General features: G+C 61.6%; 25 protein-coding genes. 10 read left to right on the plus strand and 15 right to left on the minus strand.

Features of this window, described 5'->3' with window-relative positions; translation table 11 throughout:
* The first annotated feature begins 16 nt into the window (after positions 1-16).
* Both LOY50_RS06170 and LOY50_RS06175 read left to right on the plus strand, forming a co-directional pair.
* Positions 17-289: a DUF1145 domain-containing protein gene (locus LOY50_RS06170; RefSeq protein WP_063322681.1), complete on the plus strand. Its 273-nt coding sequence runs from the start codon at positions 17-19 to the stop codon at positions 287-289.
* Positions 282-1,040 carry a collagen-like protein gene (locus tag LOY50_RS06175; RefSeq protein ID WP_258690475.1) on the plus strand — a complete coding sequence of 253 codons (759 nt, stop codon included), beginning with the start codon at positions 282-284 and terminating at the stop codon, positions 1,038-1,040. The genes LOY50_RS06170 and LOY50_RS06175 overlap by 8 nt, the downstream gene beginning before the upstream one ends.
* 125 nt (positions 1,041-1,165) lie before the next feature.
* Here the strand turns inward: LOY50_RS06175 and LOY50_RS06180 are convergent, their stop codons facing one another.
* Complete coding sequence (locus tag LOY50_RS06180) at positions 1,166-1,630, minus strand: CopD family protein (protein ID WP_258690476.1); 465 nt, start codon at positions 1,628-1,630, stop codon at positions 1,166-1,168.
* A gap of 99 nt (positions 1,631-1,729) precedes the next feature.
* Between LOY50_RS06180 and dinG the strand changes: the two genes are divergently transcribed.
* From dinG to pdxH, 4 genes are all read left to right on the plus strand, one after another.
* Positions 1,730-3,874, plus strand: a complete 2,145-nt coding sequence (dinG, locus tag LOY50_RS06185; RefSeq protein WP_253472006.1) for an ATP-dependent DNA helicase DinG — start codon at positions 1,730-1,732, stop codon at positions 3,872-3,874.
* Positions 3,875-4,108: 234 nt separating this feature from the next.
* Positions 4,109-5,254 carry a serine hydrolase domain-containing protein gene (locus LOY50_RS06190; protein WP_253472008.1) on the plus strand — a complete coding sequence of 382 codons (1,146 nt, stop codon included), beginning with the start codon at positions 4,109-4,111 and terminating at the stop codon, positions 5,252-5,254.
* A 117-nt stretch (positions 5,255-5,371) separates the two neighbouring features.
* The gene (locus LOY50_RS06195) at positions 5,372-6,484 is read left to right on the plus strand and encodes an OmpA family protein (protein WP_258690477.1); all 1,113 of its coding nucleotides are present in this window, start codon (positions 5,372-5,374) and stop codon (positions 6,482-6,484) included.
* Between the two features lie 24 nt (positions 6,485-6,508).
* On the plus strand, positions 6,509-7,156 hold the full coding sequence (gene pdxH, locus LOY50_RS06200; protein ID WP_072343206.1) for a pyridoxamine 5'-phosphate oxidase: 648 nt from the start codon (positions 6,509-6,511) through the stop codon (positions 7,154-7,156).
* Here pdxH and LOY50_RS06205 read toward each other — a convergent pair.
* A complete protein-coding gene (locus tag LOY50_RS06205) occupies positions 7,104-7,388 on the minus strand; it encodes a hypothetical protein (RefSeq protein WP_253472012.1) in 285 nt (94 codons plus the stop codon). The two genes, pdxH and LOY50_RS06205, sit on opposite strands and share 53 nt — an antisense overlap.
* Before the next feature lie 169 nt (positions 7,389-7,557).
* On the opposite strand from LOY50_RS06205, the gene LOY50_RS06210 reads away from it, so the two are divergent.
* Positions 7,558-8,022 (plus strand): glycine zipper 2TM domain-containing protein, encoded by a 465-nt coding sequence (locus tag LOY50_RS06210; protein ID WP_003184697.1) that lies wholly within the window; start codon positions 7,558-7,560, stop codon positions 8,020-8,022.
* Positions 8,023-8,965: 943 nt separating this feature from the next.
* Here LOY50_RS06210 and nhaA read toward each other — a convergent pair.
* Positions 8,966-10,153, minus strand: coding sequence for a Na+/H+ antiporter NhaA (gene nhaA / locus LOY50_RS06215; protein WP_253472014.1), 1,188 nt, complete (start codon positions 10,151-10,153; stop codon positions 8,966-8,968).
* Between the two features lie 268 nt (positions 10,154-10,421).
* Here nhaA and LOY50_RS06220 point away from each other — a divergent pair, with 268 nt between their 5' ends.
* On the plus strand, positions 10,422-11,516 hold the full coding sequence (locus LOY50_RS06220; protein WP_258690478.1) for a PLP-dependent cysteine synthase family protein: 1,095 nt from the start codon (positions 10,422-10,424) through the stop codon (positions 11,514-11,516).
* Positions 11,517-11,674: 158 nt separating this feature from the next.
* Here LOY50_RS06220 and LOY50_RS06225 read toward each other — a convergent pair whose 3' ends face one another.
* The 3 genes from LOY50_RS06225 to LOY50_RS06235 form a co-directional block, all read right to left on the minus strand.
* Positions 11,675-13,288, minus strand: coding sequence for an NAD(P)/FAD-dependent oxidoreductase (locus LOY50_RS06225; RefSeq protein ID WP_258690479.1), 1,614 nt, complete (start codon positions 13,286-13,288; stop codon positions 11,675-11,677).
* A 74-nt stretch (positions 13,289-13,362) separates the two neighbouring features.
* On the minus strand, positions 13,363-14,037 hold the full coding sequence (locus LOY50_RS06230; RefSeq protein WP_258691208.1) for a COG3650 family protein: 675 nt from the start codon (positions 14,035-14,037) through the stop codon (positions 13,363-13,365).
* A 61-nt stretch (positions 14,038-14,098) separates the two neighbouring features.
* Entirely contained in the window at positions 14,099-14,698 is a 600-nt protein-coding gene (locus tag LOY50_RS06235) for a short chain dehydrogenase (RefSeq protein WP_253472022.1), read from the minus strand.
* A gap of 104 nt (positions 14,699-14,802) precedes the next feature.
* Here LOY50_RS06235 and LOY50_RS06240 point away from each other — a divergent pair, with 104 nt between their 5' ends.
* Positions 14,803-15,717, plus strand: a complete 915-nt coding sequence (locus LOY50_RS06240) for a LysR family transcriptional regulator (RefSeq protein WP_258690480.1) — start codon at positions 14,803-14,805, stop codon at positions 15,715-15,717.
* A 263-nt stretch (positions 15,718-15,980) separates the two neighbouring features.
* Here the strand turns inward: LOY50_RS06240 and LOY50_RS06245 are convergent, their stop codons facing one another.
* The 9 genes from LOY50_RS06245 to LOY50_RS06285 form a co-directional block, all read right to left on the minus strand.
* Positions 15,981-16,457, minus strand: a complete 477-nt coding sequence (locus LOY50_RS06245) for a DoxX family protein (protein ID WP_253472026.1) — start codon at positions 16,455-16,457, stop codon at positions 15,981-15,983.
* Positions 16,454-17,212, minus strand: coding sequence for a DUF2063 domain-containing protein (locus tag LOY50_RS06250; RefSeq protein ID WP_258690481.1), 759 nt, complete (start codon positions 17,210-17,212; stop codon positions 16,454-16,456). Before LOY50_RS06250 ends, LOY50_RS06245 begins: the two co-directional genes overlap by 4 nt.
* On the minus strand, positions 17,209-18,078 hold the full coding sequence (locus tag LOY50_RS06255) for a DUF692 domain-containing protein (RefSeq protein ID WP_258690482.1): 870 nt from the start codon (positions 18,076-18,078) through the stop codon (positions 17,209-17,211). Before LOY50_RS06255 ends, LOY50_RS06250 begins: the two co-directional genes overlap by 4 nt.
* A gap of 25 nt (positions 18,079-18,103) precedes the next feature.
* Positions 18,104-18,409 (minus strand): DUF2282 domain-containing protein, encoded by a 306-nt coding sequence (locus tag LOY50_RS06260; RefSeq protein WP_214511620.1) that lies wholly within the window; start codon positions 18,407-18,409, stop codon positions 18,104-18,106.
* Between the two features lie 301 nt (positions 18,410-18,710).
* Complete coding sequence (locus tag LOY50_RS06265; protein ID WP_003198474.1) at positions 18,711-19,412, minus strand: ABC transporter ATP-binding protein; 702 nt, start codon at positions 19,410-19,412, stop codon at positions 18,711-18,713.
* Positions 19,413-20,180 carry a high-affinity branched-chain amino acid ABC transporter ATP-binding protein LivG gene (livG, locus tag LOY50_RS06270; protein ID WP_057448896.1) on the minus strand — a complete coding sequence of 256 codons (768 nt, stop codon included), beginning with the start codon at positions 20,178-20,180 and terminating at the stop codon, positions 19,413-19,415. It lies immediately after the preceding gene.
* Positions 20,177-21,433 carry a high-affinity branched-chain amino acid ABC transporter permease LivM gene (locus LOY50_RS06275; RefSeq protein ID WP_214511621.1) on the minus strand — a complete coding sequence of 419 codons (1,257 nt, stop codon included), beginning with the start codon at positions 21,431-21,433 and terminating at the stop codon, positions 20,177-20,179. Before LOY50_RS06275 ends, livG begins: the two co-directional genes overlap by 4 nt.
* Positions 21,430-22,353, minus strand: coding sequence for a high-affinity branched-chain amino acid ABC transporter permease LivH (livH, locus tag LOY50_RS06280; protein ID WP_003198480.1), 924 nt, complete (start codon positions 22,351-22,353; stop codon positions 21,430-21,432). Before livH ends, LOY50_RS06275 begins: the two co-directional genes overlap by 4 nt.
* 230 nt (positions 22,354-22,583) lie before the next feature.
* A complete protein-coding gene (locus LOY50_RS06285; RefSeq protein WP_253472032.1) occupies positions 22,584-23,711 on the minus strand; it encodes a branched-chain amino acid ABC transporter substrate-binding protein in 1,128 nt (375 codons plus the stop codon).
* Positions 23,712-24,050: 339 nt separating this feature from the next.
* Between LOY50_RS06285 and LOY50_RS06290 the strand changes: the two genes are divergently transcribed.
* Positions 24,051-24,356 carry a DUF2288 domain-containing protein gene (locus LOY50_RS06290; protein ID WP_253472034.1) on the plus strand — a complete coding sequence of 102 codons (306 nt, stop codon included), beginning with the start codon at positions 24,051-24,053 and terminating at the stop codon, positions 24,354-24,356.
* Positions 24,357-24,432 lie beyond the last annotated feature (76 nt).

Consider the following 24,432-nt stretch of genomic DNA (forward strand, 5'->3'; position numbering starts at 1 on the left):
CCGATCAGGGGGGCGTATGAAGGTGTTTTGGGGGCTGGGGCGCTTGCTGACCCTGCTGTTCTGGCTGGTGGTGCTGGTCAATCTGGTCGTGCCGTTCGTCCATCCGCTGCATCTGCTGGTCAATGTCGCCGGCGCGTTTTTGCTGGTGCTCCATCTGCTGGAACTGCTGTTGTTCAGGGCCAGTTTCCGTGGCCGCCCCGCGCCTGGTCGTGATCGCCTCAGAGTGCTGCTGTTCGGTATCTTCCATTTGCAAACCCTCCCGACCGCGCCAGAGGCTTCCCATGCGTAAATTGTGTCTGCTCGCCGCACTCGTATGCCCGTGGGCTTCGGCCCAGGTGGTCCAGGTCGAAAGCCATTCGTTGATGCGCCTGCCCAACACCACCAGCGCGCTGGTCCTTGAGCGACTGGACGTGGCCGACTACGGCACGCTGCTGGTGCCTTCCAATGTCACGGAACTGACCATCGACCAATTGCACCTGGGACGTGAAGCACGGATTGCCATCGTGCCGGCGCAGCAGGTATTGGAAATGAAAGTGGCCCAGGCTGAGCTGGCCGAGGGCAGCCAGATCACTTCACGCGGCGCACCAGGTACCTATACCAAGGCCGCGCGGTCGGGGCGCGATCTCAACCTGCGTTTCAATACCTTGAATGCGCCGCTGTTGTCGGTGGATGCCCGTGGCGGCACCGGTGCACCGGGTTTCGTCGGTCTTGACGGTGCCAATGGCCAGGCGCCGGGTTGTACCTGGGGTTCGGCCGGTCGCGGCGCCGACGGCAGTAATGGCAGCGATGGCCAGCCGGGTGCGGCCGGTGCGCTGGTACGCCTTGAGCTGCCCCGCGGCTATCCTGCCGAGCAGATCAAAGTGACGGTGGACGGCGGTGCCGGTGGCGCGGCAGGGCGCGGCGGCAAGCCCGGGGCCGGTGGCAAGGCCAAGGGCTGCCTGGTCTATACGGCTGACGGCGGCAAAAGCGGCCGTCCTGGCGCCGATGGCCAGCCAGGGCCTGCCGGAGCGGCGGGGACGGTGACGGTGCAGCGGTTCTGAAGAAAAACCTGATCTGAAACTGTGGGAGCGAGCTTGCTCGCGATGGCGTTGTGTCAGTCGATGAAGTGTTGCCTGATACACCGTCATCGCGAGCAAGCTCGCTCCCACAGGGTTTTATGTGATGTTCAGAACATCGGCCGCGCCGCGCCAATCGCCACCACCAGCAACCCGATCAACAGGTTGATCCCCACCAACCGCCGAATCTTCCCCAGCACCGCCGCACCCGTCGGCCAGTCCTGCGCCGTCACGGCGCTACGCAATGCCGGCAGTTGCAGGCTCTGGATGCGGATAAACAGCGCAGTCATCACCACGTACAATCCCATCATCACCTGCACATACCGCGGCGCGGTTTCGAAACCGGCGAAGCGCACATGGATCAGGCCTACACCGCTGATCGGCAAAAGCACCACGGCGACCCAGACCCAGACGAAAAAACGCTGAAACACTTCTACCCACAACTTGAGCCGGGCAGGGCCCTCAAGCGCCGTCATTGCGGCGGGGCGCAGGATCATCCAGGCGAAGAACATGCCGCCGACCCAGACCAGGGCCGCCAGTAAATGCAGGGTGTAGACGAGGGCAAAGGATGTCATTGGGTTACTCCGTTCTGCGCAGGATTCATTAGCGGGGTATGATAGCCGCCGATCCGAACCACTGAAAATTTATCCAGCGTTTTTTGCGCCCGACCATTCATGATCAGCACCGAACTCAAAACCACGATCCAGGGCGCCTATTCGCGTTTTCTCGAAGCCAAGAGCCTCAAGCCGCGATATGGCCAGCGCCTGATGATTGCCGAAGTGGCAAAAGTCCTGGGTGACATCGACACCGACGACGAAGGCCGGCGCAGTGGCGAGCCCGCCATCGTGGCGGTGGAGGCCGGCACCGGTACCGGCAAGACCGTGGCCTACAGCCTGGCGGCGATTCCCACGGCCAAGGCCGCCGGCAAACGCCTGGTGATCGCCACGGCCACCGTCGCCCTGCAGGAGCAGATCGTCTACAAGGACCTGCCCGACCTGATGCGCAACAGCGGCTTGAATTTCACGTTCGCGCTGGCCAAGGGCCGTGGGCGCTACATGTGCCTGTCCAAGCTCGACATGTTGCTCCAGGAAGGCCACGCGCAGACCGCCACGGCCCAGTTGTTCGAAGAAGAAGGCTTCAAGATCGAAGTCGACGAGGCCAGCCAGAAGCTGTTCACCAGCATGATCGAGAAGCTGGCCGGCAATAAATGGGACGGCGACCGCGACAGCTGGTCCACGGCCCTGGAAGACGCCGACTGGTCCCGCCTGACGACCGACCATAGCCAGTGCACCAACCGGCATTGCCCGAACTTCGGCCAGTGCGCCTTCTACAAGGCCCGCGAAGGCATGGGCAAGGTCGATGTCATCGTCACCAACCACGACATGGTCCTGGCTGACCTGGCCCTGGGCGGTGGTGCGGTGCTGCCGGACCCGCGCGACACGATCTACGTGTTCGACGAAGGCCATCACCTGCCGGACAAGGCCATCGGTCATTTCGCCCATTACACCCGGCTGCGTTCCACTGCCGACTGGCTGGAAACCACCGCCAAGAACCTCACCAAACTGTTGGCCCAGCATCCATTGCCGGGTGACCTGGGCAAGTTCATCGAGCAAGTGCCGGAGCTGGCGCGGGAAATCAAGACGAACCAGCAGTTCATGTTCACCGCTTGTGAACAAGTGGCCGACTTCAAGCCTGGTGAAGACGTCGAGGGCCGCGATCGGCCACGCCACCGGTTTGTTGGCGGGGTGGTCCCCGAGCACATGCGCGAAATGGGCATCGAGCTCAAGAAAGGTTTCTCGCGCCTGACCGACCTGTTCACACGCCTGACCGACCTGCTCAAGGAAGGCATGGATGGCGAGGTCAACATCGGTATCGCCAGCAACCAGGCCGAGGAGTGGTACCCGCTGTTTGGCAGCCTGTTGTCCCGCTCACAGGGCAACTGGGAGCTGTGGACGGCCTTCACCGCCGAAGACCCGGAAGACAACCCGCCGATGGCGCGGTGGCTGACCCTGGCCGAAAGCGGTTCGCTGTTCGATATCGAGGTCAATGCCAGCCCGATCCTGGCGGCGGAAATGCTGCGTCGCAACCTGTGGAACGTGGCCTATGGCGCGCTGGTGACGTCCGCCACGCTGACCGCCCTGGGCACGTTCGACCGCTTCCGCATGCGCGCCGGCCTGCCGAAGAAAGCCGTGACCGCCGTGGTCCCGAGCCCCTTCCACCACGCCGATGCTGGCGTGCTGCGGGTGCCGGACCTCAAGGCCGACCCGCGGGACGCTGCCGCTCACACCGCCGCGATCATCCGCGACCTGCCAGAACTGGTGGAAGGCTCGCGGGGCACCCTGGTGCTGTTTTCCTCGCGCAAACAGATGCAGGACGTATTCGACGGCCTTGACCGTGACTGGCGCAAGCAGGTGTTCATCCAGGGCAACCTGTCGAAGCAGGAAACCCTGAACAAACACAAGGCGCGGGTCGATGGTGGGGATTCCAGCGTGCTGTTCGGCCTGGCGAGTTTTGCCGAAGGCGTGGACTTGCCCGGTGCCTATTGCGAGCACGTGGTGATTGCCAAGATCCCCTTCTCGGTCCCCGATGACCCGGTGGAAGCCGCGCTGGCCGAGTGGATCGAAGCCCGAGGCGGCAACCCGTTCATGGAGATCTCCGTACCGGACGCTTCGCTGAAGCTGGTCCAGGCGTGTGGCCGGTTGCTGCGCACCGAAGAAGACCGCGGCACCATCACCTTGCTCGACCGCAGGCTGGTAACCCAGCGCTATGGCAAGGCGATCCTCAACGCGCTGCCGCCGTTTCGGCGGGAGATTTCCTGAGGCTGCTGCAACTTCACGGTGAAGCAATGTATTTGTGGGAGCAAGGCTTGCCCGCGATGAAGGTACCTCGGTCTCAGAAAGACCTCACAGGCCTCATCGCGGGCAAGCCTTGCTCCCACAGGTTCTTCTTGCCATGGGCGTGCTTAGCCAGCCGTCTTGCGACGGTTCCCAAAAACCCTAATGGCTGAAACAATGCCAGCCACCTTAAAAGTGTTTGTTTCAAGGGAGTTACGGGTGCAGATTCAAGGCCATTATGAACTTCAGTTCGAGGCGGTGCGTGAAGCGTTCGCGGCGCTGTTCGATAATCCCCAGGAGCGCGGCGCGGCGTTGTGCATCCAGGTGGGTGGTCGCACGGTGATCGATCTGTGGGCCGGTACCGCCGACAAGGATGGCCATGAAGCCTGGCACAGCGACACCATTGCCAACCTGTTTTCCTGCACCAAGACCTTCACCGCCGTCACTGCCCTGCAATTGGTGGCCGAAGGCAAGTTGCAGTTGGATGTCCCGGTAGCCCGCTATTGGCCCGAGTTTGCCGCAGCCGGCAAGCAATCCATTACCCTGCGCCAATTGCTCTGTCATCAGGCCGGGTTGCCGGCGCTACGTGAATTGCTACCGCCCGAAGCGCTTTATGACTGGCAAGCCATGGTCGATGCCCTGGCCGCCGAAACACCTTGGTGGACGCCGGGTGAGGGTCATGGTTATGCCGCGATCACCTACGGCTGGCTGATTGGCGAGCTGTTGCGCAGGGCCGATGGGCGTGGCCCGGGGGAGTCCATCGTGGCCCGTATTGCCAAGCCGTTGGGCCTGGATTTTCACGTTGGCCTGGCCGACGAGGAGTTTCATCGCGTGGCCCACATCGCCCGTGGCAAAGGCAACGTCGGCGATGCCGCGGCCCAACGCCTGCTGCAGGTGACGATGCGCGAGCCGACGGCCATGACCACCCGGGCCTTCACCAATCCGCCGTCGATCATGACCAGTACCAACAAACCGGAGTGGCGGCGCATGCAGCAACCGGCGGCCAACGGCCACGGTAACGCCCGCAGCCTGGCCGGGTTCTATGCGGGGCTGCTGGATGGCAGCCTGCTCGAAGGTGAAATGCTCGACGAACTGACTCGCCAGCACAGCTTCGGCGAGGACAAGACTTTGTTGACCCAGACCCGTTTCGGCCTGGGTTGCATGCTCGACCAGCCGGATGTACCGAATGCGACCTATGGCCTCGGCCCACGGGCGTTCGGTCATCCGGGGGCCGGGGGCTCCATGGGGTTCGCCGACCCGGAGCATGATGTGGCTTTTGGCTTCGTAACCAACACGCTCGGGCCTTACGTATTGATGGACCCGCGCGCGCAGAACCTTGCGAGGGTACTTGCCACTTGTCTATAAAACGCCATTGAAGGCGGCGGGCACCGGAACCTCGTGGCCTTTTCAGTTTCCAAGCGACTGTTTATGCGGCCAAAACATGGCCTTTATTTTCCATTTACATCATTTTGTGGATATCCAATGTCATCGAATAAAACCCTCGCTCTGGCGCTGTGCTTCGCTATCACCGGTTGCGCACAAAACCCACAAAATGATGCCGAGGGCGGCGGTAGCTGGTGGTCGTTCGGCTCTTCCGACAAGGTCGTAGCCAAGGACACGGCGCCAGCTGCGCCTCTGAAACCGGCCGCCGTCGCACCGCAAGCCAAGGCCGAGAGCGCCACCCACTGGTGGTGGCCGTTCTCTTCCGATGATGCGGCCGACGTTGCGAAGAAAGATGACGTCAAACCCCAGGACAAGCCTGAAGCCAAGGCGCCGGCCGTTGCCAAGGCCGAAGCCGAAAGTAACGGCAAGTGGTGGTGGCCGTTTGGCGGCAAGGATCAGGAAACCGCCAAGGCGGTGCCGATGCCCGATCCTAAAGTCACCCAGGCCTGGCTCGACGACTACGAGCCGAAGCTGCGCACAGCCATCCAGGACAGCAAGCTCCAACTCGAGCGCCGCGACAACGTGCTGGTGGTCACCGCGCCCGTGGACGGCTCCTTCAACCCGGACCGTCCGGCCATGCTGCTGCCCGTGACCCTAGGGCCGTTCACCCGCGTGGCGAAGATCCTTGAAGCCGACCCGAAGACCGCCGTGCTGATCCTCGGCCACGCCGACACCTCGGGCGCCGCACCGGCCAACTTGAAGCTCAGCCAGGAGCGAGCCCAGTCCGTGGCGGCGATTTTCCGTCTCAGCGGCCTGCAACGTGATCGCCTGATGCTGCGCGGCATGGGCGCAGTGGCGCCACGTGCGGCCAACGATAGTGTGGAAGGGCGTGCCTTGAACCGTCGTGTGGAACTGCTGGTCACGCCGGCCAACACCATGGTTGCGCTGCTGAGCAAATACAACATGCCGGCCCCTGCGCCAGTGACGCTGGTGGCGGCCCAGGACGTGAAACCCGTGGCCCCGGCCCCAGTGCCTGCGGCGAAAAAAGCCGTGACCCCGACCAGCAAAAAAGCACCGGCCAAAAAAGCCGTGGCCAAGGCGCCTGCCAAGAAGGTCCCTGCCAAGGCCACTACCCCGGCGAAGAAAACCCAACCGGCCAAAGCCGCCACCGATACCAAGAAAGTCGCGGCCGCCGATACCCCCAAGCAGTGATGGGCTAACCACAAGGAACGCGCCATGACCCAACCTCTGGCTGATATGCGCCGCGACTACACCCGCGACGGCTTGACCGAGGCACAAGCCCCGGCCGAGCCGTTTGCACTGTTCCACCAATGGTTCGCCGACGCGGTGAAAACCGAGCAGGCCCCAGTGGAGGCCAACGCCATGACCCTGGCGACGGTGGATGCAGAAGGGCGCCCGCACTGCCGGATCCTGCTGCTCAAGGGCCTGGATGCCCTGGGGTTCACGTTCTTCACCAACTACGACAGCGCCAAGGGCCAGCAACTGGCCGCGAATCCATTTGCGGCCATGACGTTTTTCTGGCCGGCCCTGGAGCGCCAGGTGCGCATCGAGGGCAAAGTGGTGAAGGTCACCGCGCAGGAGTCGGACGCCTATTACCAGGTTCGCCCGCTGGGCAGCCGTCTCGGCGCCTGGGCTTCACCCCAGAGCCGGGTAATTGCAGGGCGTGGTGAGCTGGACGACCTGCTCAAGGCCACCGAACAACGCTTCAGCGACAGCCAACCGCACTGCCCGGAGCATTGGGGCGGTTATCGTTTGCTGCCTGAGCGCATCGAGTTCTGGCAGGGGCGTCCGAGCCGCCTGCACGATCGCCTCAACTACCGCCTGCAAGGGGCGAACTGGACGCGCGAGCGTCTGGCGCCTTAGCATCGGGGTAACCTGCCGCAGCGGTTTTAAGCCATTGCGGCAAGTCCCGGCGCTTGACCCCTTGCTCCCGGGCGCGGGCCAATTGTTGCAGCATGTAGGTCTTTTTCTGCTCATCCTGCCCCGCCAGGGACAGCGCCAGGTCGCGGTCCATCCAGCGTTTGATTCGTACGTACAGCCACCAGTGGAAGTACAAACCGGCCACGGTGACCGCGACGATGATGAAATAATCCATGAAAATCCCCGGGTTGATGACGCAGGTTTCGGAAATTGGCGCTACTGTTTGGTGAATTTTTCGGGTGCGCCTGTATCCCACCTGAATGAAAACAATTTTATCCCGGCGAGGCCGTGACAGGCGTCAAGCTGCGGAGTTTAATGAATCCCTGTCTTTTGGAGTTGATGCTATGCGTAAGTCTGTTTTGCTGGTTGCTTCCTTTTCCACGATGGCGATGTTGCTCACTGGCTGTCAGTCGAGCCTGACCGGTGACTCCTACTCTCGTGACGAAGCGCGTCGCGTGCAGACGATTCGCATGGGGACTATCGAGTCCTTGCGTCCGGTCAAGATCGAAGGCACCAAGACCCCGATCGGCGGTGCGGCTGGTGCGGTGGTCGGTGGTGTCGGTGGCAGCGCCATCGGTGGTGGCCGTGGCAGCATCGTCGCCGCTGTGATCGGTGCGGTGGCCGGTGGCCTGATTGGTTCTGCGACTGAAGAAGGCCTGACCCGTACCCAGGGTGTGGAAATCACCGTTCGTGAAGATGACGGTAGCATGCGTGCCTATGTGCAGCAGGTTCAGGAGAACGAGGTATTCCGTGTGGGTGAGCGGGTTCGTATTTCCACTGTGGATGGTACGAGTCGCGTATCGCACTAAGCTTGGTTAGGTAAGAGAAAAAACGGCGCTTGTTCCTGAACGGGAAGGCGTCGTTTTTTTATGGCTTCGTTTCGGGGGACGGGGTGTATATCCGTTTTTTGCGTAACGGCGGCTTATGGTTCCGCTCTTACAGCGGGTCACTTTTGAAAAGCGCAAAAGTAACCAAAACGCTACATGCCCCACCACTCGGTGCCTCGCCTAGGCTCGGCATCCATGCCGGGTTACCCACTGCGCAATACCTTCGTTCAGCCAGCGTGGTTAACGGGGCGCCGAGATCAACGTCCACTACGAGGCGGCCTAACTGCCGACCTGGTTCTTGGTGAGACTGCGTTTCTCCTGTGGGAGCGAGCTTGCTCGCGAAGGCGGTGTGTCAGTTTGCGGTGATGTTGGATGTGCCGGGGTCATCGCGAGCAGGCTCGCTCCCACAGTGGTTCTGTGTTGGATATGAATTTTGTGTCCGCTGAAGATTGAATGTGGGAGCGAGCTTGCTCGCGATGGCGGTGTGTCAGTTTGCGGTGATGTTTGGATGTGCCGGCGTCATCGCGAGCAAGCTCGCTCCCACAGGAGAAACGCGGTCCCACCGAGAACCAGGTCGGCTATCAGGCCGCCTCGTGGCGGACGTTGATCTCGGCGCCCCGTTAACCACGCTGGCCGAACGCAGGCATTGTGGAGTGGGTATCCCGGCATGGATGCCGGGATAGCCGCGCTGGGCCATGGATGGCCCTTCGCGGCGGGCCCACGGAGCAATGCCGGAGTGAGGGCATGCCGAGCCTAGGCGAGGCACCGAGTGGTGGGGCATGAGCGTTTTTGGTTACTTTTGGCGCTCTTCCAAAAGTGACCCGCTGTAAGAGCGGAACCCTAAGTAGCCGTTACCGCAGAAACGGATATACACACCATTCCTTAACCTCCCACGGCTCTCAAGACGCTAACGCAGAAGCAAGGATCAGCCAGGCAATGCAGGCTGCTTGCGACTGGCCGCCGCCGTCACCGCATAACCGAGCAACGCCGCCAGAATCGAACCAGTGAGAATCCCCATCCGGTCCATACCGGCGTAGTCACTCACACCCGGCTCGAACGCGAGGGAGCCAACGAACAGGCTCATGGTGAACCCGATACCGCACAGAATCGCCACCCCCAATATCTGGCCCCAATTGGCGCCAGCGGGCAAGCTGGCAATGCCGATTTTCACGGCCAGCCAGGTCAGGCCGAAGACGCCGACGGTCTTGCCCAGCAGCAGGCCAATGGCGATGCCCATCGGCACGTCATGGGTGAAACTCTCGACAGTGATGCCACTTAGGGACAGGCCGGCATTGGCGAAGGCGAACAGCGGCAGAATGCCATAGGCCACCCAGGGATGCAGGGCATGTTCCAGGGTTAGCAGCGGCGAAGTCTCGGCATTTTTCGTGCGCAGCGGGATGCAGAACGCCAGGGTCACCCCGGCCAGGGTGGCATGGACACCGCTCTTGAGCACGCAGACCCACAGAATCAGCCCGACAACCATGTAGGGTCCGAGCTTGACCACGCCCATCCGGTTCATCGCCACCAGCGCGGCGATGCAGGTTGCCGCCAGTATGAGCGACAGGCTGGACAGAGCACCGGAGTAAAAGATCGCGATGATGATAATGGCGCCCAGGTCGTCGATGATCGCCAGGGTCATCAGGAACAGCTTGAGCGACACCGGCACCCGCTTGCCCAGCAAGGCGAGCACGCCGAGGGCGAATGCAATGTCGGTGGCCGTCGGAATCGCCCAGCCGGCGAGGGCGGGAGGATTGTCGCGGTTGAGGAACCAGTAGATCAGCGCCGGCACCACCATGCCGCCAATCGCCGCCGCACCCGGTAGGACGATTTGCGAAGGTTTCGACAGTTGCCCATCGAGGACCTCTCGCTTGACCTCGAGGCCGATGAGCAGGAAAAACATCGCCATCAGGCCGTCGTTGATCCACAGCAACAAGGGTTTGGCGATCTTCAACGCGCCGATCTGGGCGACCACCGGCGTGTCCAGCAGGCCGTTGTACAGCCAGGAAAGGGGCGAGTTATTGATGGCCAAGGCCAATACGGCGGCGGCGATCAGCAGCAGGCCGCTGGCAGCCTCCAGTTGGAAAAAACGTGTCAGAGAATTGCGTAGAGCCACGATCGCTCTCCATTCATTGAATCAAAAAGATGGCACACCCTAACCCGTACTGTTAGTTGTTAAAACAAAAGTTATATTCTTTTTTGTTATATGTCGTTACAACGCATGCTCCACGCAGTCGGGCAGTTATGGGCCATATTGGACCTTAGCTGTACCTGTGCGTGATGTAGGTTTTTTCCTAAGCTTGCGACTGGTTTTTCCGAGACCACGTTGCGCCTGCATGACCACCAGGTTTCCCCGCGTCGAACCGAGCCAGTGAGAAAACACCATGAACGACCACCGCCAGTGGGCGCGCGAAGCGATCCGCATCATCGAGGCTGACTTCCAGCGCAGCGCCGATACCCACCTGATTCCGTTGCCGCTGCCCGGCCTGCCGGGTATCGAGTTGTATTTCAAGGATGAGTCCAGCCATCCCACCGGCAGCCTCAAGCATCGGCTGGCCCGTTCGCTGTTTCTCTACGCGTTGTGTAACGGCTGGCTCAAGCCCGGTGCGCCGGTGATCGAGGCCTCCAGCGGCTCGACGGCGATTTCCGAGGCTTACTTCGCCAGGTTGCTGGGCTTGCCGTTCATTGCGGTGATGCCGGCGACCACCTCCCGGGAAAAAATCGCACAGATCGCTTTCTATGGCGGCCAGAGCCACCTGGTGGACGATCCTACGCAGATCTACGCCGAATCCGAACGCCTGGCCCACGAGCATGATGGGCACTTCATCGACCAATTCACCTATGCCGAGCGCGCCACGGACTGGCGGGCCAATAACAACATTGCCGAATCGATCTTCCAGCAGATGCGCTTCGAGCGGCACCCGGAGCCGAGTTGGTTGATTTCAAGCCCCGGCACCGGCGGCACCACCGCCACCCTGGGGCGCTACGTGCGTTACCGCCAGCACGGCACCCGCGTGCTGTGTGCCGACGCCGAGCGTTCAGTGTTCTTCGACTATTACCGCAGCGGCGATGCCAGCCTGCGCCTGGATTGCGGTTCACGCATCGAAGGCATCGGCCGGCCACGGGTCGAGGCGTCGTTCTTGCCGAAAGTCATCGATGCGATGGTCAAGGTCCCGGACGCCTTGTCGCTGGCGGCCATGCATTACCTGGCCCAGCGCTTGGGACGACGGGTCGGCGGGTCCAGCGGCACCAATCTGATCGGCGCACTCATGGCGGCCCGGCAGATGGCGGATGCGGGTGAGTCGGGGTCGATCGTGGCGATTTTATGTGACGGTGGCGAGCGCTACGCCACGACCTATTACGACCCGGCGTGGCTCAAGGCCCAGGGGTATGAGTTGAGTGGGCTGATGGACATCGTGGCGGCGTGTGTGGAACGGGGCGAGGCGCTGCCGGAGAGCGTGTTGCGGGCCAATATCTGAATCACTGAGGTCCCTTGTGGGAGCGAGCTTGCTCGCGATAGCGGTGGATCAGTCAACATCTGTGTTGATGCCAGGCCGCCATCGCGAGCAAGCTCGCTCCCGCAGGGTCATGCTGTTCACTCGGGCAAATCCTGCCTTGGGTGAACAGCATCGGCCCCTCAGGCCTCGAGGCCGAGGATATCCCGAGCCACCGCCTCGGCAATCCGGATCCCGTCCACGCCCGCCGACAGGATCCCGCCGGCATAACCGGCACCTTCACCTGCCGGGAACAGGCCCTTGACGTTCAGGCTCTGCAGCGATTCGTTGCGGGTAATGCGCAGGGGCGATGAGGTGCGGGTTTCGATGCCGGTCAGCACGGCGTCGTGCAGCGAGTAGCCGCGAATCTGTTTCTCGAACGCCGGCAGGGCTTCGCGGATGGCTTCGATGGCAAAGTCCGGCAGGGCCAGGGCCAAGTCGCCCAGGGACACCCCTGGCTTGTAGGAAGGTTCGACGCTGCCCAGTGCCGTAGACGGCTTGCCGGCGATGAAATCACCCACCAGTTGCGCCGGGGCCTCGTAGTTGCTGCCACCGAGTATGTACGCGTGGGATTCCAGGCGTTCCTGCAACTCGATCCCGGCCAGCGGGCCGCCGGGATAATCCACTTCCGGGGTAATCCCGACGACGATGCCGGAGTTGGCGTTGCGCTCGTTGCGCGAATACTGGCTCATGCCGTTGGTCACGACGCGGTTCGGCTCGGACGTCGCGGCTACCACGGTGCCGCCCGGGCACATGCAGAAGCTGTACACCGACCGACCATTCTTGGCGTGGTGCACCAGTTTGTAGTCGGCGGCGCCAAGTTTCGGGTGACCGGCGTACTTGCCCAGGCGCGCGCTGTCGATCAGCGATTGCGGGTGTTCGATACGGAAACCCACCGAGAACGGCTTGGCTTCCATGTACACGCCCCGGCTGTGGAGCATGCGGAAGGTGTCCCGGGCGCTGTGGCCCAGGGCCAGGATCACATGTTTCGAATGAATCTGCTCGCCGCTGGCCAGTTCGACGCCGACCAGTTGGCCGTCTTCGATCAGCACATCGGTGACCCGCTGCTGGAAGCGTACTTCGCCACCCAGGGCGCGAATCTGCTCACGCATGGTTTCCACCACACCGGTCAGACGGAACGTGCCGATGTGCGGCTTGCTGACGTAGAGGATTTCTTCCGGCGCCCCGGCCTTGACGAATTCGTGCAAAACCTTGCGGCCAAGGAATTTCGGATCCTTGATCTGGCTGTAGAGCTTGCCGTCGGAAAACGTCCCGGCGCCGCCTTCACCAAATTGCACGTTGGATTCGGGGTTGAGCACGCTTTTGCGCCACAGGCCCCAGGTGTCCTTGGTGCGCTGGCGCACTTCCGGGCCACGCTCGAGAATGATTGGCTTGAAGCCCATCTGTGCCAGCAGCAGGGCGGCGAAGATCCCGCACGGGCCGAAACCGACCACGATCGGCCGCTCGCCCAGGTCGGCCGGTGCCTGGCCCACAACTTTGTAGCTGACATCCGGCGCCTCGTTGACGTTACGGTCATCGGCGAACTTGCGCAGCAGGCTGGCTTCGTCGCGCACCGTCAGGTCGATGGTGTAGATGAAGCACAATTCGGAGGATTTCTTGCGCGCATCGTAGCTGCGCTTGAACAAGGTGAAGTCGAGCAGGTCATCGCTGGCGATGCCCAGGCGCTGCACGATGGCAGGGCGCAGGTCTTCTTCGGGGTGGTCGATCGGCAGCTTGAGTTCGGTGATTCGTAACATGGTGGGATCCGGTTCGCGGGATGCACAACTGCACCAGGGCGTGAACCGGCGATTATAAGCCAAAAAACGGCGAATCAGTCGTTGCGCGCACCACCGAAGTAGGCGCAGCCACGCTGGACCTGACCGTTGACCCGCAGTTCGGCGCTCATGTGTTGCACACTGCCGGTGGTGCTGTCGACGCAGCGCTGGGCGGCCAGCCAGAGTTCGACCTTCTGGCCGTTGGCTTCGGTGCTGAGATTGAAGCGACCATCGCCCAGTTGTTCTTCAAGGTAAGGCACCGCCAGTGTCGGTTGGCCTTCACGCTCAAGCACCATGCCCTTGCCGCTGGCCTTGAGGTTCCATTCCGGGCCATGACCGGCGGCACGCAAGACCAGCAGTTTGAAATTGCCGTCATCGCAAGCGCTGCCCGAGCGCTCCAGGCGATACAACTGCTCCAGGTCCAACTGGCTGTCGCTGCCGGCCGCTGCGCTGGAGACGATACGGCCGCGCACATCGGCAAACAGCTTGCCCTGGTCATCGGCCAGGCTGGCGGCCTGCTGCAGCACGCTGGTGCCACCGCTGTCATTGACGATGTAGCGGCGCTGTTCCTGGCACGGCTGGAACACCAGCTTGCCATCGGCTGCCGTGAGCTCGCCCTGCATGCGCGTCTGGCCGGCGTGGGAGGCGCTCTGACGAGGGGCGTCGAGCAATTGGCAGCCGGTGAAGAGCGGCAGGAGGGCGACAAACAGCAGGGAGCGGGCGGCACGCATCATTGGGTCTCCAGACAAGTGCCGCCACGTTACTCAGACTGATCCTGCATCACAAGGGGTGTTAGCCCACGTGAAAGGTCTGACCGGTTTGTAGGCCTTCGACACTCTTGGCGTAGGCCAATGCAACATCGACGGCCGGGACCGGTTTGTAGCCGCGGAAGTACGGGGCGTATTTGTCCATGGCTTCCAGCAACACGTTCGGGCTCACCGAGTTGACCCGCAAGCCCCGTGGCAACTCGATTGCCGCGGCGCGCACGAAACTGTCCAGGGCGCCATTGACCAGGGCCGCCGAAGCACCACTCTTGATCGGATCGTGGCTGAGCACGCCGGTGGTGAAGGTGAAGGATGCACCGTCGTTGGCGAATTCGCGACCGATCAGCAGCAGGTTGACCTGGCCCATCAGCTTGTCTTTCAAGCCCAGGGCAAAGCTGTCATCGGTCATGTCGGCCAGGGGTGCAAAGGTGACGTTACCGGCGGCGCAAACCAGGGCATCAAAGCGGCCGGTCTTTGCGAACAGCGCGCGGATTGAAGCGCTGTCGCTGATATCCACCTGCAGGTCACCGCTGTGGCGGCCGATCCGAATGATCTCGTGGCGCGGCGACAGTTCGTTATCAATGGCCGAACCGATAGTGCCGTTGGCGCCGATCAAGAGGATTTTCATGAGTTGTTTCCCAATGGGTTGAATGAGTTTTCAGTCTAGAGGGGTTCTTTCCATTGATAATCATGCTAATAGGCAACCTTTGGTTTTCAATTGGAAACAATCCAATGAGCGAAATGGATGACCTGGCGGCGTTTGCCGTGTTGATGGAGGCCGGCAGCTTCACGCAGGCGGCCCAGCAGTTGGGGTGCAGCAAGGGCCAGTTGTCCAAGCGCATCAGTCTGTTGGAGAGGCGGTTTTCGGTGGTGTTGCTGCAACGCACCACGCGGCGCCTGAGCCTCACGGCGGCAGGGGCGGCGTTGTTGCCCCAGGCCCAGGCGCTGTTGGTGCAGGTGGAACGGGCGCGTCAGGCATTGGCTCGGCTGAAGGACGATATTTCCGGGCCGGTGCGTATGACGGTGCCGGTTTCGTTGGGCGAAACGTTCTTCGAAGGCTTGCTGATGGAGTTCGCTCGTACGTATCCCAATGTGCAGATCGAACTGGAGCTCAACAACGGTTACCGTGACCTGACCCGCGATGGCTTCGACCTGGCGATCCGTTCCGACGCCGCCATCGATGAGCGGCTGGTGGCCCGGCCATTGCTGGCATGGCACGAAATGACCTGCGCCAGCCCGGCCTACCTCGAACACTATGGCGAACCCGAGACACCCCAAGCCCTGGCCGAACATCGCTGCCTGCTCAACAGCCACTACAGCGGCCGGGAAGAATGGCTTTATCACCAGCAACACGAACTGCTGCGGGTCCGGGTGTCCGGGCCGTTCGCCAGTAATCACTATAGCCTGCTGAAAAAAGCCGCCCTGGCCGGCGCGGGAATCGCCCGGCTGCCGTCATACCTGCTGCATGAGGAGTTGGCCGACGGACGCCTACGCTGGCTGCTGCGCGACTACCAGACCCGGCGCATGCCGATGTACCTGGTGCACCCGTACCAGGGTGGATTGCCCAAGCGCACCCAGGTGCTGGCTGACTATCTGATCGACTGGTTCAAGCGCAGCGGCGAGGCGCTGGATCGGCTACAACGATAGCCCAGCCATTGGACACCCTATTGTGGGAGCGAGCTTGCTCGCGAAGGCGATGGCACATCCGACATTTATGCAAGCTGACCCACCGCTATCGCGAGCAAGCTCGCTCCCACATTTGATGGGTAGTGACTTCGATATTTCGACCTGCACAGATCCACTGTGGGAGCGAGCTTGCTCGCGAAGGCGGTGGCACATCCGACATTTATGCAAGCTGACCCACCGCTATCGCGAGCAAGCTCGCTCCCACAGGAGATTTTCAATCGCAGTCAGTGGGCGTAACGCTTGGCAATCAGGTGGTCGATGGACAGTACCCCCGGCCCACGGGCCATCAAGTAGAGCAATACCGCCGCCCAGGTGCCATGGGTCGGGTAGGCGTCCGGGTAGACGAACAGCTGGATGGTCAAGGTCATGCCCAGCAAGGCCAACGCTGAAAAGCGTGTCGCCAGGCCAAGCAGGATCAGGACCGGGAACACATGCTCGGCAGAGGCCGCCAGGTGTGCGGCCAGTTCCGGCGACAGCAACGGCAGGGCGTATTCGCTTTTGAACAGGGGAATGGTCGAGTCCGCCAGCCGTGGCAGACCGATCTGGAAGGTGCCGTCGAACAAGTCGATGGCCAGGCCTTCGATTTTGGTCTGGCCGGATTTCCAGAACACCGCGGCAATCGAGAAACGCGCGATGAAGGCGATCAGGCTGTGGGGAATTTTCTCCAGCCATTGAATGGAACCGGCAATCAGGGCGTTCATGGGGATACCTGTTCAGCTAGGAGGTGAGTGATAGCTCTGTGGCGAATGAGCCCCGCCAGGGTCTGTTCCAGGTCGAGGTCGATTGAGGCTTCAATGGCAGCGGTCAGGGACAGCCCCTGTTGCAGGGCGGTGATGAACCCATGGGCCGCGTGATTGATCGCGAACACTTGCACGTCGAGGCCGTTGCGCAGCACCAAGGCGTTTTGCGCAGAAAATGCCTCGAACGGCACGGGGGGCTCGTGCTGATGGGCGGCCCAGATCGTCACCACGGCGAAGGGCGATTGCAGCAGCCGCAGTGACGGGTGCAGACCGACCTTCTGGTGCCTTGTCTGTGTGGGTGATGACAGCGCCTCGACAATCTGTTCTGCGGCCATGGGCTCGGCGTCGGCGGCATGCCAGGCTTGCACGTGCAGTCGCTCCAGCCGGGCGACGTCCGCCAGGTACGGCACGCAGGCGGCGGGTTCGAAGCGTTCGATGAACCCGGCAAAATCATCCCCATAGTCGCTCATCACCGGGCTTTGCGGTGGCGCCGACTGAACGTAGACCTCAGCCATGCCTCGGAAGAATTCCTCGCCCACCAGTTGCGCCACCACCGGGTAATTGTCGGCCAGGGCGTTGATCAATGAGCTGAGCACGTTGTTGCGGTACACCGCGAAGCGGCTCTGCGGGTCGGCGCCGTTGGCACTGACCAGGCCGGGCGGACAAGCCTTGCGCGGGTCGAGCAGGGCGGCGGCGAATGTGCGCTGGTCGCTCATGATCGGGCTCCAACGGCGTTTAAAAGTTGATCGGCCTGGCGCGCTTCGGCCAGCAGCACCTCCCATGGAGGGATGTGGTTGTCGCGCTCGATCAAGGTGGCTACCGGCCCGGTCTGCGCCAGAACCTTGAGGTACAGTTGCCAGACTGCGTTGTCGATTGGCGCGCCGTGGTCGTCTATCAACAGGCGCTCGCCAAGGCTGTCGGTGTCTTCGGCAAAGCCGGCCAGGTGAATTTCACCGGTCGCTTGCAGGGGCAGGGCGTCGAGGTAGGCCAGTGGATCGCGGCAGTGGTTGATGCACGAAACGTAGACGTTGTTCACATCCAGCAGCAGGCCGCAGCCAGTGCGCCGGATCACTTCGCTGATGAAGTGTGGCTCGTCGAGGGTCGAGGCTTCGAACGCCAGGTAGGTCGCCGGGTTCTCCAGCAACAGCGTGCGTTTGAGGCTGGACTGCACCTGGTCGACGTGTTCGCAGACACGGTCGAGGGTCGCTTCGTCGTAGGCCAGGGGGAGCAGGTCATTGAGGAACACCGGGCCGTGGCTGGACCAGGCCAGGTGTTCGGAAAAGGATTGGGGCTGATAGCGGTCGATCAATGCGGCCAGGCGCTGCAAATGCGCGATATCCAGCGGCCCCTCCGCACCGATCGACAGGCCGACGCCGTGCAGCGACAGCGGGTACTGTTCGCGTATCCGCCCCAGGAAGTGATGAAGCGGCCCGCCGGCCACCATGTAGTTTTCCGCGTGCACTTCGAAAAAGCCCGGGTCCGGTCGGGTCTGGAGCACCTCACGAAAATGCTCGGCCTTGAGCCCCAGCCCCACCCTTGGTGGCAGTCGGGTATCAGTGGCGAGGAAAGGTCTATTCAACATGGTGGCGGGCCTCAGGCAGATGCGATCAAGACTTGGCTTTGAACGCTTCGAGCTGGCCGAAACCAGTTGGGGAGGTCTTGCTTTCCATGGTGGTGCAAGTGCCTTTGGGTACCGATTTCCAGGCGTTGCCCTGATAGTCCATTTTCGCCGTGCCGGCGCAGGTGGTGCCGGCGCCAGCGGCGCAGTTGTTCATGCCTTTGAGGGCGACACCGAAGCATTTTTCCATGGTGTCGTCGGCTGCGTGGACGGTCGAGACGGCTGTCATGCTCAGGGCAGAACCCAGGGCCAGGATCAGGGCGGTGGCGGACAGGGTGCGGGTCGAAGCAGTCATGATGATTCTCCAGTCATTCAGGGAAATGAACCGGCGTTAGCGCCGGTCTGCTGAACTAGAGAGGGGAGGTGGGAAAGCGTTACAGCGGGCGCATGATTTTTTTTAGTGATCCTGGAACCTGTGGCGAGGGAGCAAGCTCGCGCTGAGACCTGTAGGAGCTGGCGAAGCCTGCGATCTTTTGATCTTGATCTTTCGCTTTAGACTCAATTGTCCGGGACAAGATCGCAGCCTCGCTTCGCTCGACAGCTCCTACATTGGGCAAAAAAAACGGCCCGAAGGCCGTTTTTTTATTGCTGCAGACTCAACCGCCCAGGTACGCCTCGCGCACTTTCGGGTCGGTCAGCAGGGCTTCACCGGTGCCTTGCATCACCACGCGACCGTTCTCCAGCACGTACGCCCGGTCGGCGATTTTCAGCGCCTGGTTGGCGTTCTGCTCCACCAGGAACACCGTCACGCCGTCCTTGCGCAGTTGTTCGATGATGTCGAAGATCTGCTGGATGATGATCGGTGCCAGGCCCAGGGAAGGCTCGTCGAGCAGCAGCAGCTTGGGCTTGCTCATCAGCGCACGGCCGATGGCGAGCATTTGCTGTTCACCGCCGGACATGGTGCCACCGCGCTGGGTGAAGCGTTCTTTCAGGCGTGGGAAAAGGTGCAGGACCTTGTCCATCTGTTCCTGATAGTCGCCCTTGTCGGTGAAGAATCCGCCCATGGCGAGGTTTTCTTCCACGGTCAGCCGGGCAAATACCCGACGACCTTCCGGCACCACCGCGATGCTCTTGCGCATGATCCGTGACGAGTCCTGGCCCACCAGTTCCTCACCCATGTAGCGGATGCTGCCGCTGTGGGCCTGGGGCGAACCGCAAAGCGTCATCAGCAGGGTGGATTTGCCGGCGCCGTTGGCACCGATCAGCGTCACGATTTCGCCTTGGCGGACTTCGACGTTGACGCTGTGCAAGGCCTGGATCTTGCCGTAGAAGGTGGAAACGTTTTCGAATTGCAGCATTTACGCTTCCCCCAGGTAGGCTTTGATCACTTCAGGATTGTCGCGGATCTGTTCCGGCGAGCCGTTGGCCAGGGGGGTGCCCTGGTTGATCACGACGATGTGGTCGGAAATGCTCATGACCAGCTTCATGTCGTGCTCGATCAGCAGCACAGTGACGTTGTGCTCCTCGCGCAGCACGCCGATCAGCGCTTTCAGGTCTTCGGTTTCCTTGGGGTTCAGGCCGGCGGCCGGTTCGTCGAGCATGAGGATCCGCGGACGGGTCATCATGCAGCGGGCGATTTCCAGGCGTCGTTGCTGACCGTAGGCCAGGGTCCCGGCGGTACGGTTGGCAAACTCCTTGAGGTTGACCTTGTCCAGCCAGTACTCGGCGTACTCCATGGCCTCGCGTTCGCTTTTGCGGAACGCCGGGGTCTTGAACAGGCCGGCAAAGAAGTTGGTGTTCAGGTGACGGTGCTGGGCGATCAGCAGGTTTTCGACCGCCGTCATGTCCTTGAACAGCCGCACGTTCTGGAAGGTGCGCACCACACCCTTGCGGGCGATCTGGTGGCCGGGCAGGCCCTGGATCGGCTCGCCGTCCAGCACGATGGTGCCGCCGGTGGGCTGGTAGAAGCCGGTCAGGCAGTTGAACACGGTGGTCTTGCCCGCGCCGTTCGGCCCGATCAGCGCAACCACCTGTTTTTCTTTCACGGTCAGGGCCACGCCGTTGACCGCCAGCAAGCCGCCGAAGCGCATGCTCAAGTTTTCGACTTTGAGGATCTCGCGGCTCATTTGCGCAGCTCCATGTGGGGGCGTTGCATAGGCAGCAGACCTTGAGGACGCCAGATCATCATCAGCACCATCAAGGCGCCGAACATCAACATGCGGTATTCGCTGAATTCACGCATCATTTCAGGCAGCAGGATCATCACGATGGCCGCCAGGATCACGCCCAACTGCGAGCCCATCCCGCCCAGCACCACGATGGCGAGGATGATCGCCGACTCGATGAAGGTAAAGGATTCCGGCGTCACCAGGCCCTGGCGGGCGGCGAAGAAGCTGCCGGCAAAACCGGCGAACGCAGCACCGAGGGTGAAGGCCGACAGCTTGATGATCGTCGGGTTGAGTCCCAGGGCGCGGCAGGCGATTTCGTCTTCACGCAATGCCTCCCAGGCGCGACCGATCGGCATGCGCAGCAGGCGGTTGATGACGAACAGCGCGGCCAGGGCCAGCAACAGGGCAACCAGGTAGAGGAAGATCACCTTGTTGATCGAGTTGTATTCCAGGCCGAAGTACTCGTGGAAGGTCTGCAGGCCTTCGGCGGCCTTACGTTCGAAGGTCAGGCCGAAGAACGTCGGTTTCTCGATGTTGCTGATGCCGTTCGGGCCACCGGTGATGTCGGTCAGGTTGCGCAGGAACAGACGGATGATCTCGCCAAAACCCAGGGTTACGATGGCCAGGTAGTCACCGCGCAAGCGCAGGACCGGGAACCCCAGCAGGAAACCGAAGGTGGCGGCCATCATCCCGGCGATCGGCAGGCAGATCCAGAAGCTCAGGCCGAAGTAGTGGGACAGCAGCGCATAGCTGTAGGCACCGACGGCGTAGAAGCCGACATAACCCAGGTCCAGCAGGCCGGCCAGGCCTACCACGATGTTCAGGCCAAGGCCGAGCATCACGTAGATCAGGATCAGCGTGGCGATGTCCACCGCGCCGCGGGAGCCGAAGAACGGCCAGACCAGTGCCACGACGATCAGGCCCAGCACGATCCAGCGCTGGGTCGATGGCAGGGTCAGGAAGTTGCTGGCCTTGGCCGGGATCACCGGCAGGCCGGGCGACGACTTCCACATGGCGCTGATCTGCGTGCTGAACAGCACCCGCAGGAACATCAGCAGCGAACACACGGCGATGGTTGCCAGGATGGCCGGGCTGGTGCCATGCACTTCCAGGTCGATGCCGACGATGGTCAGTTTAAGACCCAGTACCGGGTAGGCCACGGCCCAGACCAGCAGGGCGCTGAAGAGCGCCGATTTGAGATGCCTAGTCATACTTTCTCAACCTCCGGGCGGCCCAGGATGCCGGTCGGCCGGAATAACAGAACCAGAACCAACAAGCCGAATGCCACGACGTCCTTGTACTGGTCGCCGAAGATGTCGGCGCCAAAAGCTTCCGCCACGCCCAGCACCAGCCCGCCGAGCATCGCGCCGGGAATGCTGCCGATGCCGCCCAGTACTGCGGCGGTGAAGGCTTTCAGGCCGACGAGAAAACCGGCGTTGGGGTTGATCACGCCGTATTGCATGCTCAACAGCACCGCGGCGATGGCCGCCAGGGCCGCACCGATGACGAAGGTCAGGGCGATGATGTTGTTGGTGTTGATGCCCAGCAGGTTGGCCATCTTGATGTCCTCGGCACAGGCGCGGCAGGCGCGGCCCAGGCGGGAACGGGAGATGAACAGCGTCAGGCCGAGCATGGCGACCAGGGTCACCACGAACACCACGATTTGCATGTAGGAAATCAGCACTTCATGTGCCCCGCCTGGCCCGATGGCAAAGTTGCCCGGAATCAGGTTGGGTATGGATTTGTCCTTGGAGTCTTGCGAAAGCAGTACCGTGTTCTGCAGGAAGATCGACATGCCGATGGCGGAAATCAGCGGGATCAGACGGTTGCTGCCGCGCAGGGGGCGGTAGGCGATCCGTTCGATGCTGTAGCCATAGGAGCTGGTGACGACGATGCTCGCGATGAAAGCCGCGGTCATCAACAGCGGGACACTGTCGAGTCCCATCATGCTCAGCCCGGCGATGGCAATGAACGCCACGTAGGAGCCGATCATGTACACCTCGCCGTGGGCGAAGTTGATCATTCCAATGATGCCGTAAACCATCGTATAGCCGATGGCGATCAGGGCATACGTGCTGCCAACGGTCAGGCCGTTAACCAGCTGCTGGAAGAAGTGATAGATGTCAGGCATTACAGCGCTCCTAAAAACCTGATACGCATTTCACTGGTGGAGTCATTTTCCCGCCCGGGTCCCGTGGATCTGCATCCACTTCGAACACGAGGTTTGCCAGCGAACCGCTGATGACGGTTTTGAGATTTTCAGGTGGGGAGACTGGCGGATCACGCCAGCGCGGCCCAATACATTTAAAACAAAGCCCACGGCACGCCGTGGGCTTTATTGGCAGTCAGTCAGGCCAGGCCTTACTGAGGCGAAGCTTCGGTTTTAGGTTTGCCGAAGTGCCACTCGTAGACCACGAACTTGAAGTCCTTCAGGTCGCCCTTCGCGTCGAAGCTCAGGTCACCGGTTGGGGTCTTGAAGGTGCCGGCGTGGATGGCTTCAGCCACTTTGGCCGCGTCTTCGCTCTTGGCTGCGGTGATGGCCTGGGCAATCACCTGGACAGCGGAGTAGGACGGGAACACGAACGGACCGCTTGGGTCTTCTTTCTTGGCCTTGAACGCGTCAGCCAGGGCGACGTTGGCCGGATCCTGGTCGAAGGATTTCGGCAGGGTCACCAGCAGGCCTTCGGAAGCGTCCTTGGCGATTTGCGAGATGGAGTCGTTACCCACGCCTTCCGGACCCATGAACTTGGCCTTCAGGCCTTTTTCCTGGGATTGACGCAGGATCAGGCCCAGCTCCGGGTGGTAGCCGCCGTAGTAGACGAAGTCGACGTTGGCTTGCTTGAGCTTGGCGATCATCGAGGAGAAGTCTTTGTCGCCGGCGTTCACGCCTTCGAAGACGGCAACCTTGACGCCTTTGCCTTCGAGGGTTTTCTTCACGGCGCTGGCGATGCCTTCACCGTACTGCTGCTTGTCGTGCAGGACCGCAACGATCTTCGGCTTGACGTGGTCGGCGATGTAGTTGCCGGCCGCAGGGCCTTGGGCGCTGTCCAGGCCGATGGTGCGGAAGATCATCTTGTAGCCGCGAGCGGTGATGTCCGGGCTGGTAGCGGCCGGGGTGATCATGACCACGCCTTCGTCTTCATAGATGTCCGAAGCCGGCTGGGTGGAGCTGGAGCACAGGTGGCCGACCACGAACTTGACGCCATCGTTGACGACTTTGTTCGCGACCGCTACCGCTTGTTTTGGATCGCAGGCGTCATCGTATTCAACGGCGACGAGTTGCTTGCCGTTGACGCCACCCTTGGCGTTGATCTGTTCGATGGCCATTTTGGAGCCACTGAACTGCATGTCGCCGTATTGGGCTACAGGGCCGGTTTTTGGGCCGGCGATGCCGATCTTGATGGTGTCGGCGGCGAACGAATGGCTGGCAACCCCGGCCAGAACCATAGCGGCAAACAGTTTGGAAATCTGCTTAGTAGCCTTAGTCATAGTGCTCCACTCATGCTGTTGTAGTTTTTATAGTCCTGGCGCCGTAGCAGCAGAACCGGGTCAGATATCTTGGATACCCTCGCGGAAAATGCCCCCGGCAACTGTACCGGTACAGTGTAGAGCGCCGATTGTTGGCAAGGGAAGCTGGCGCTTGGGGGCAAAACCTGAGGGTGTCGCTTAATTGAAAGAAAAAGACAGAATTGCGGCGGGGGTTGTCCGGTCATATCGGCAATCCTTGGCTTTCCTGCGCTTTTCAATCGGTACTGCAATTGCTACCGGGTTTTTCTGCCAGACCACCGACGTTATCATTCGCGCCGATTTCTTTTCCGGACAAGTCCCATGAATCAAGAACCTAGCACCCTCTATGCCAAACTGCTTGGTGAAACCGCATCCATCACCTGGAAAGAGCTGGAGCCGTTCTTTGCCAGGGGTGCCCTATTGTGGGTCGATCCGGCACTGGATTTGATCGCCGCCGCCGAAGCCGTCGCCCAGGACGAAGGCGACAAAGTCGCCGCCTGGCTGGCCGCCGACCAGCTCGCCAAGCTGTCTGAAACGCGGGCGCTGGATTTTCTGGAGCGTGATCCGCAGCTTTGGGCGGTGGTGGTTTCGCCCTGGATTATGATCCAGGAAAGGGCGTCGAACTGATCGATGCACCAAGTTGGTTCGCGTTCGGGTGGGCAAGAAAGTGTGTAGGTGAGTAGCGTGATGGCGTCCTGCCGTG

Source organism: Pseudomonas sp. B21-010 (genome assembly GCF_024749325.1).
Classification (GTDB): domain Bacteria; phylum Pseudomonadota; class Gammaproteobacteria; order Pseudomonadales; family Pseudomonadaceae; genus Aquipseudomonas; species Aquipseudomonas kilonensis.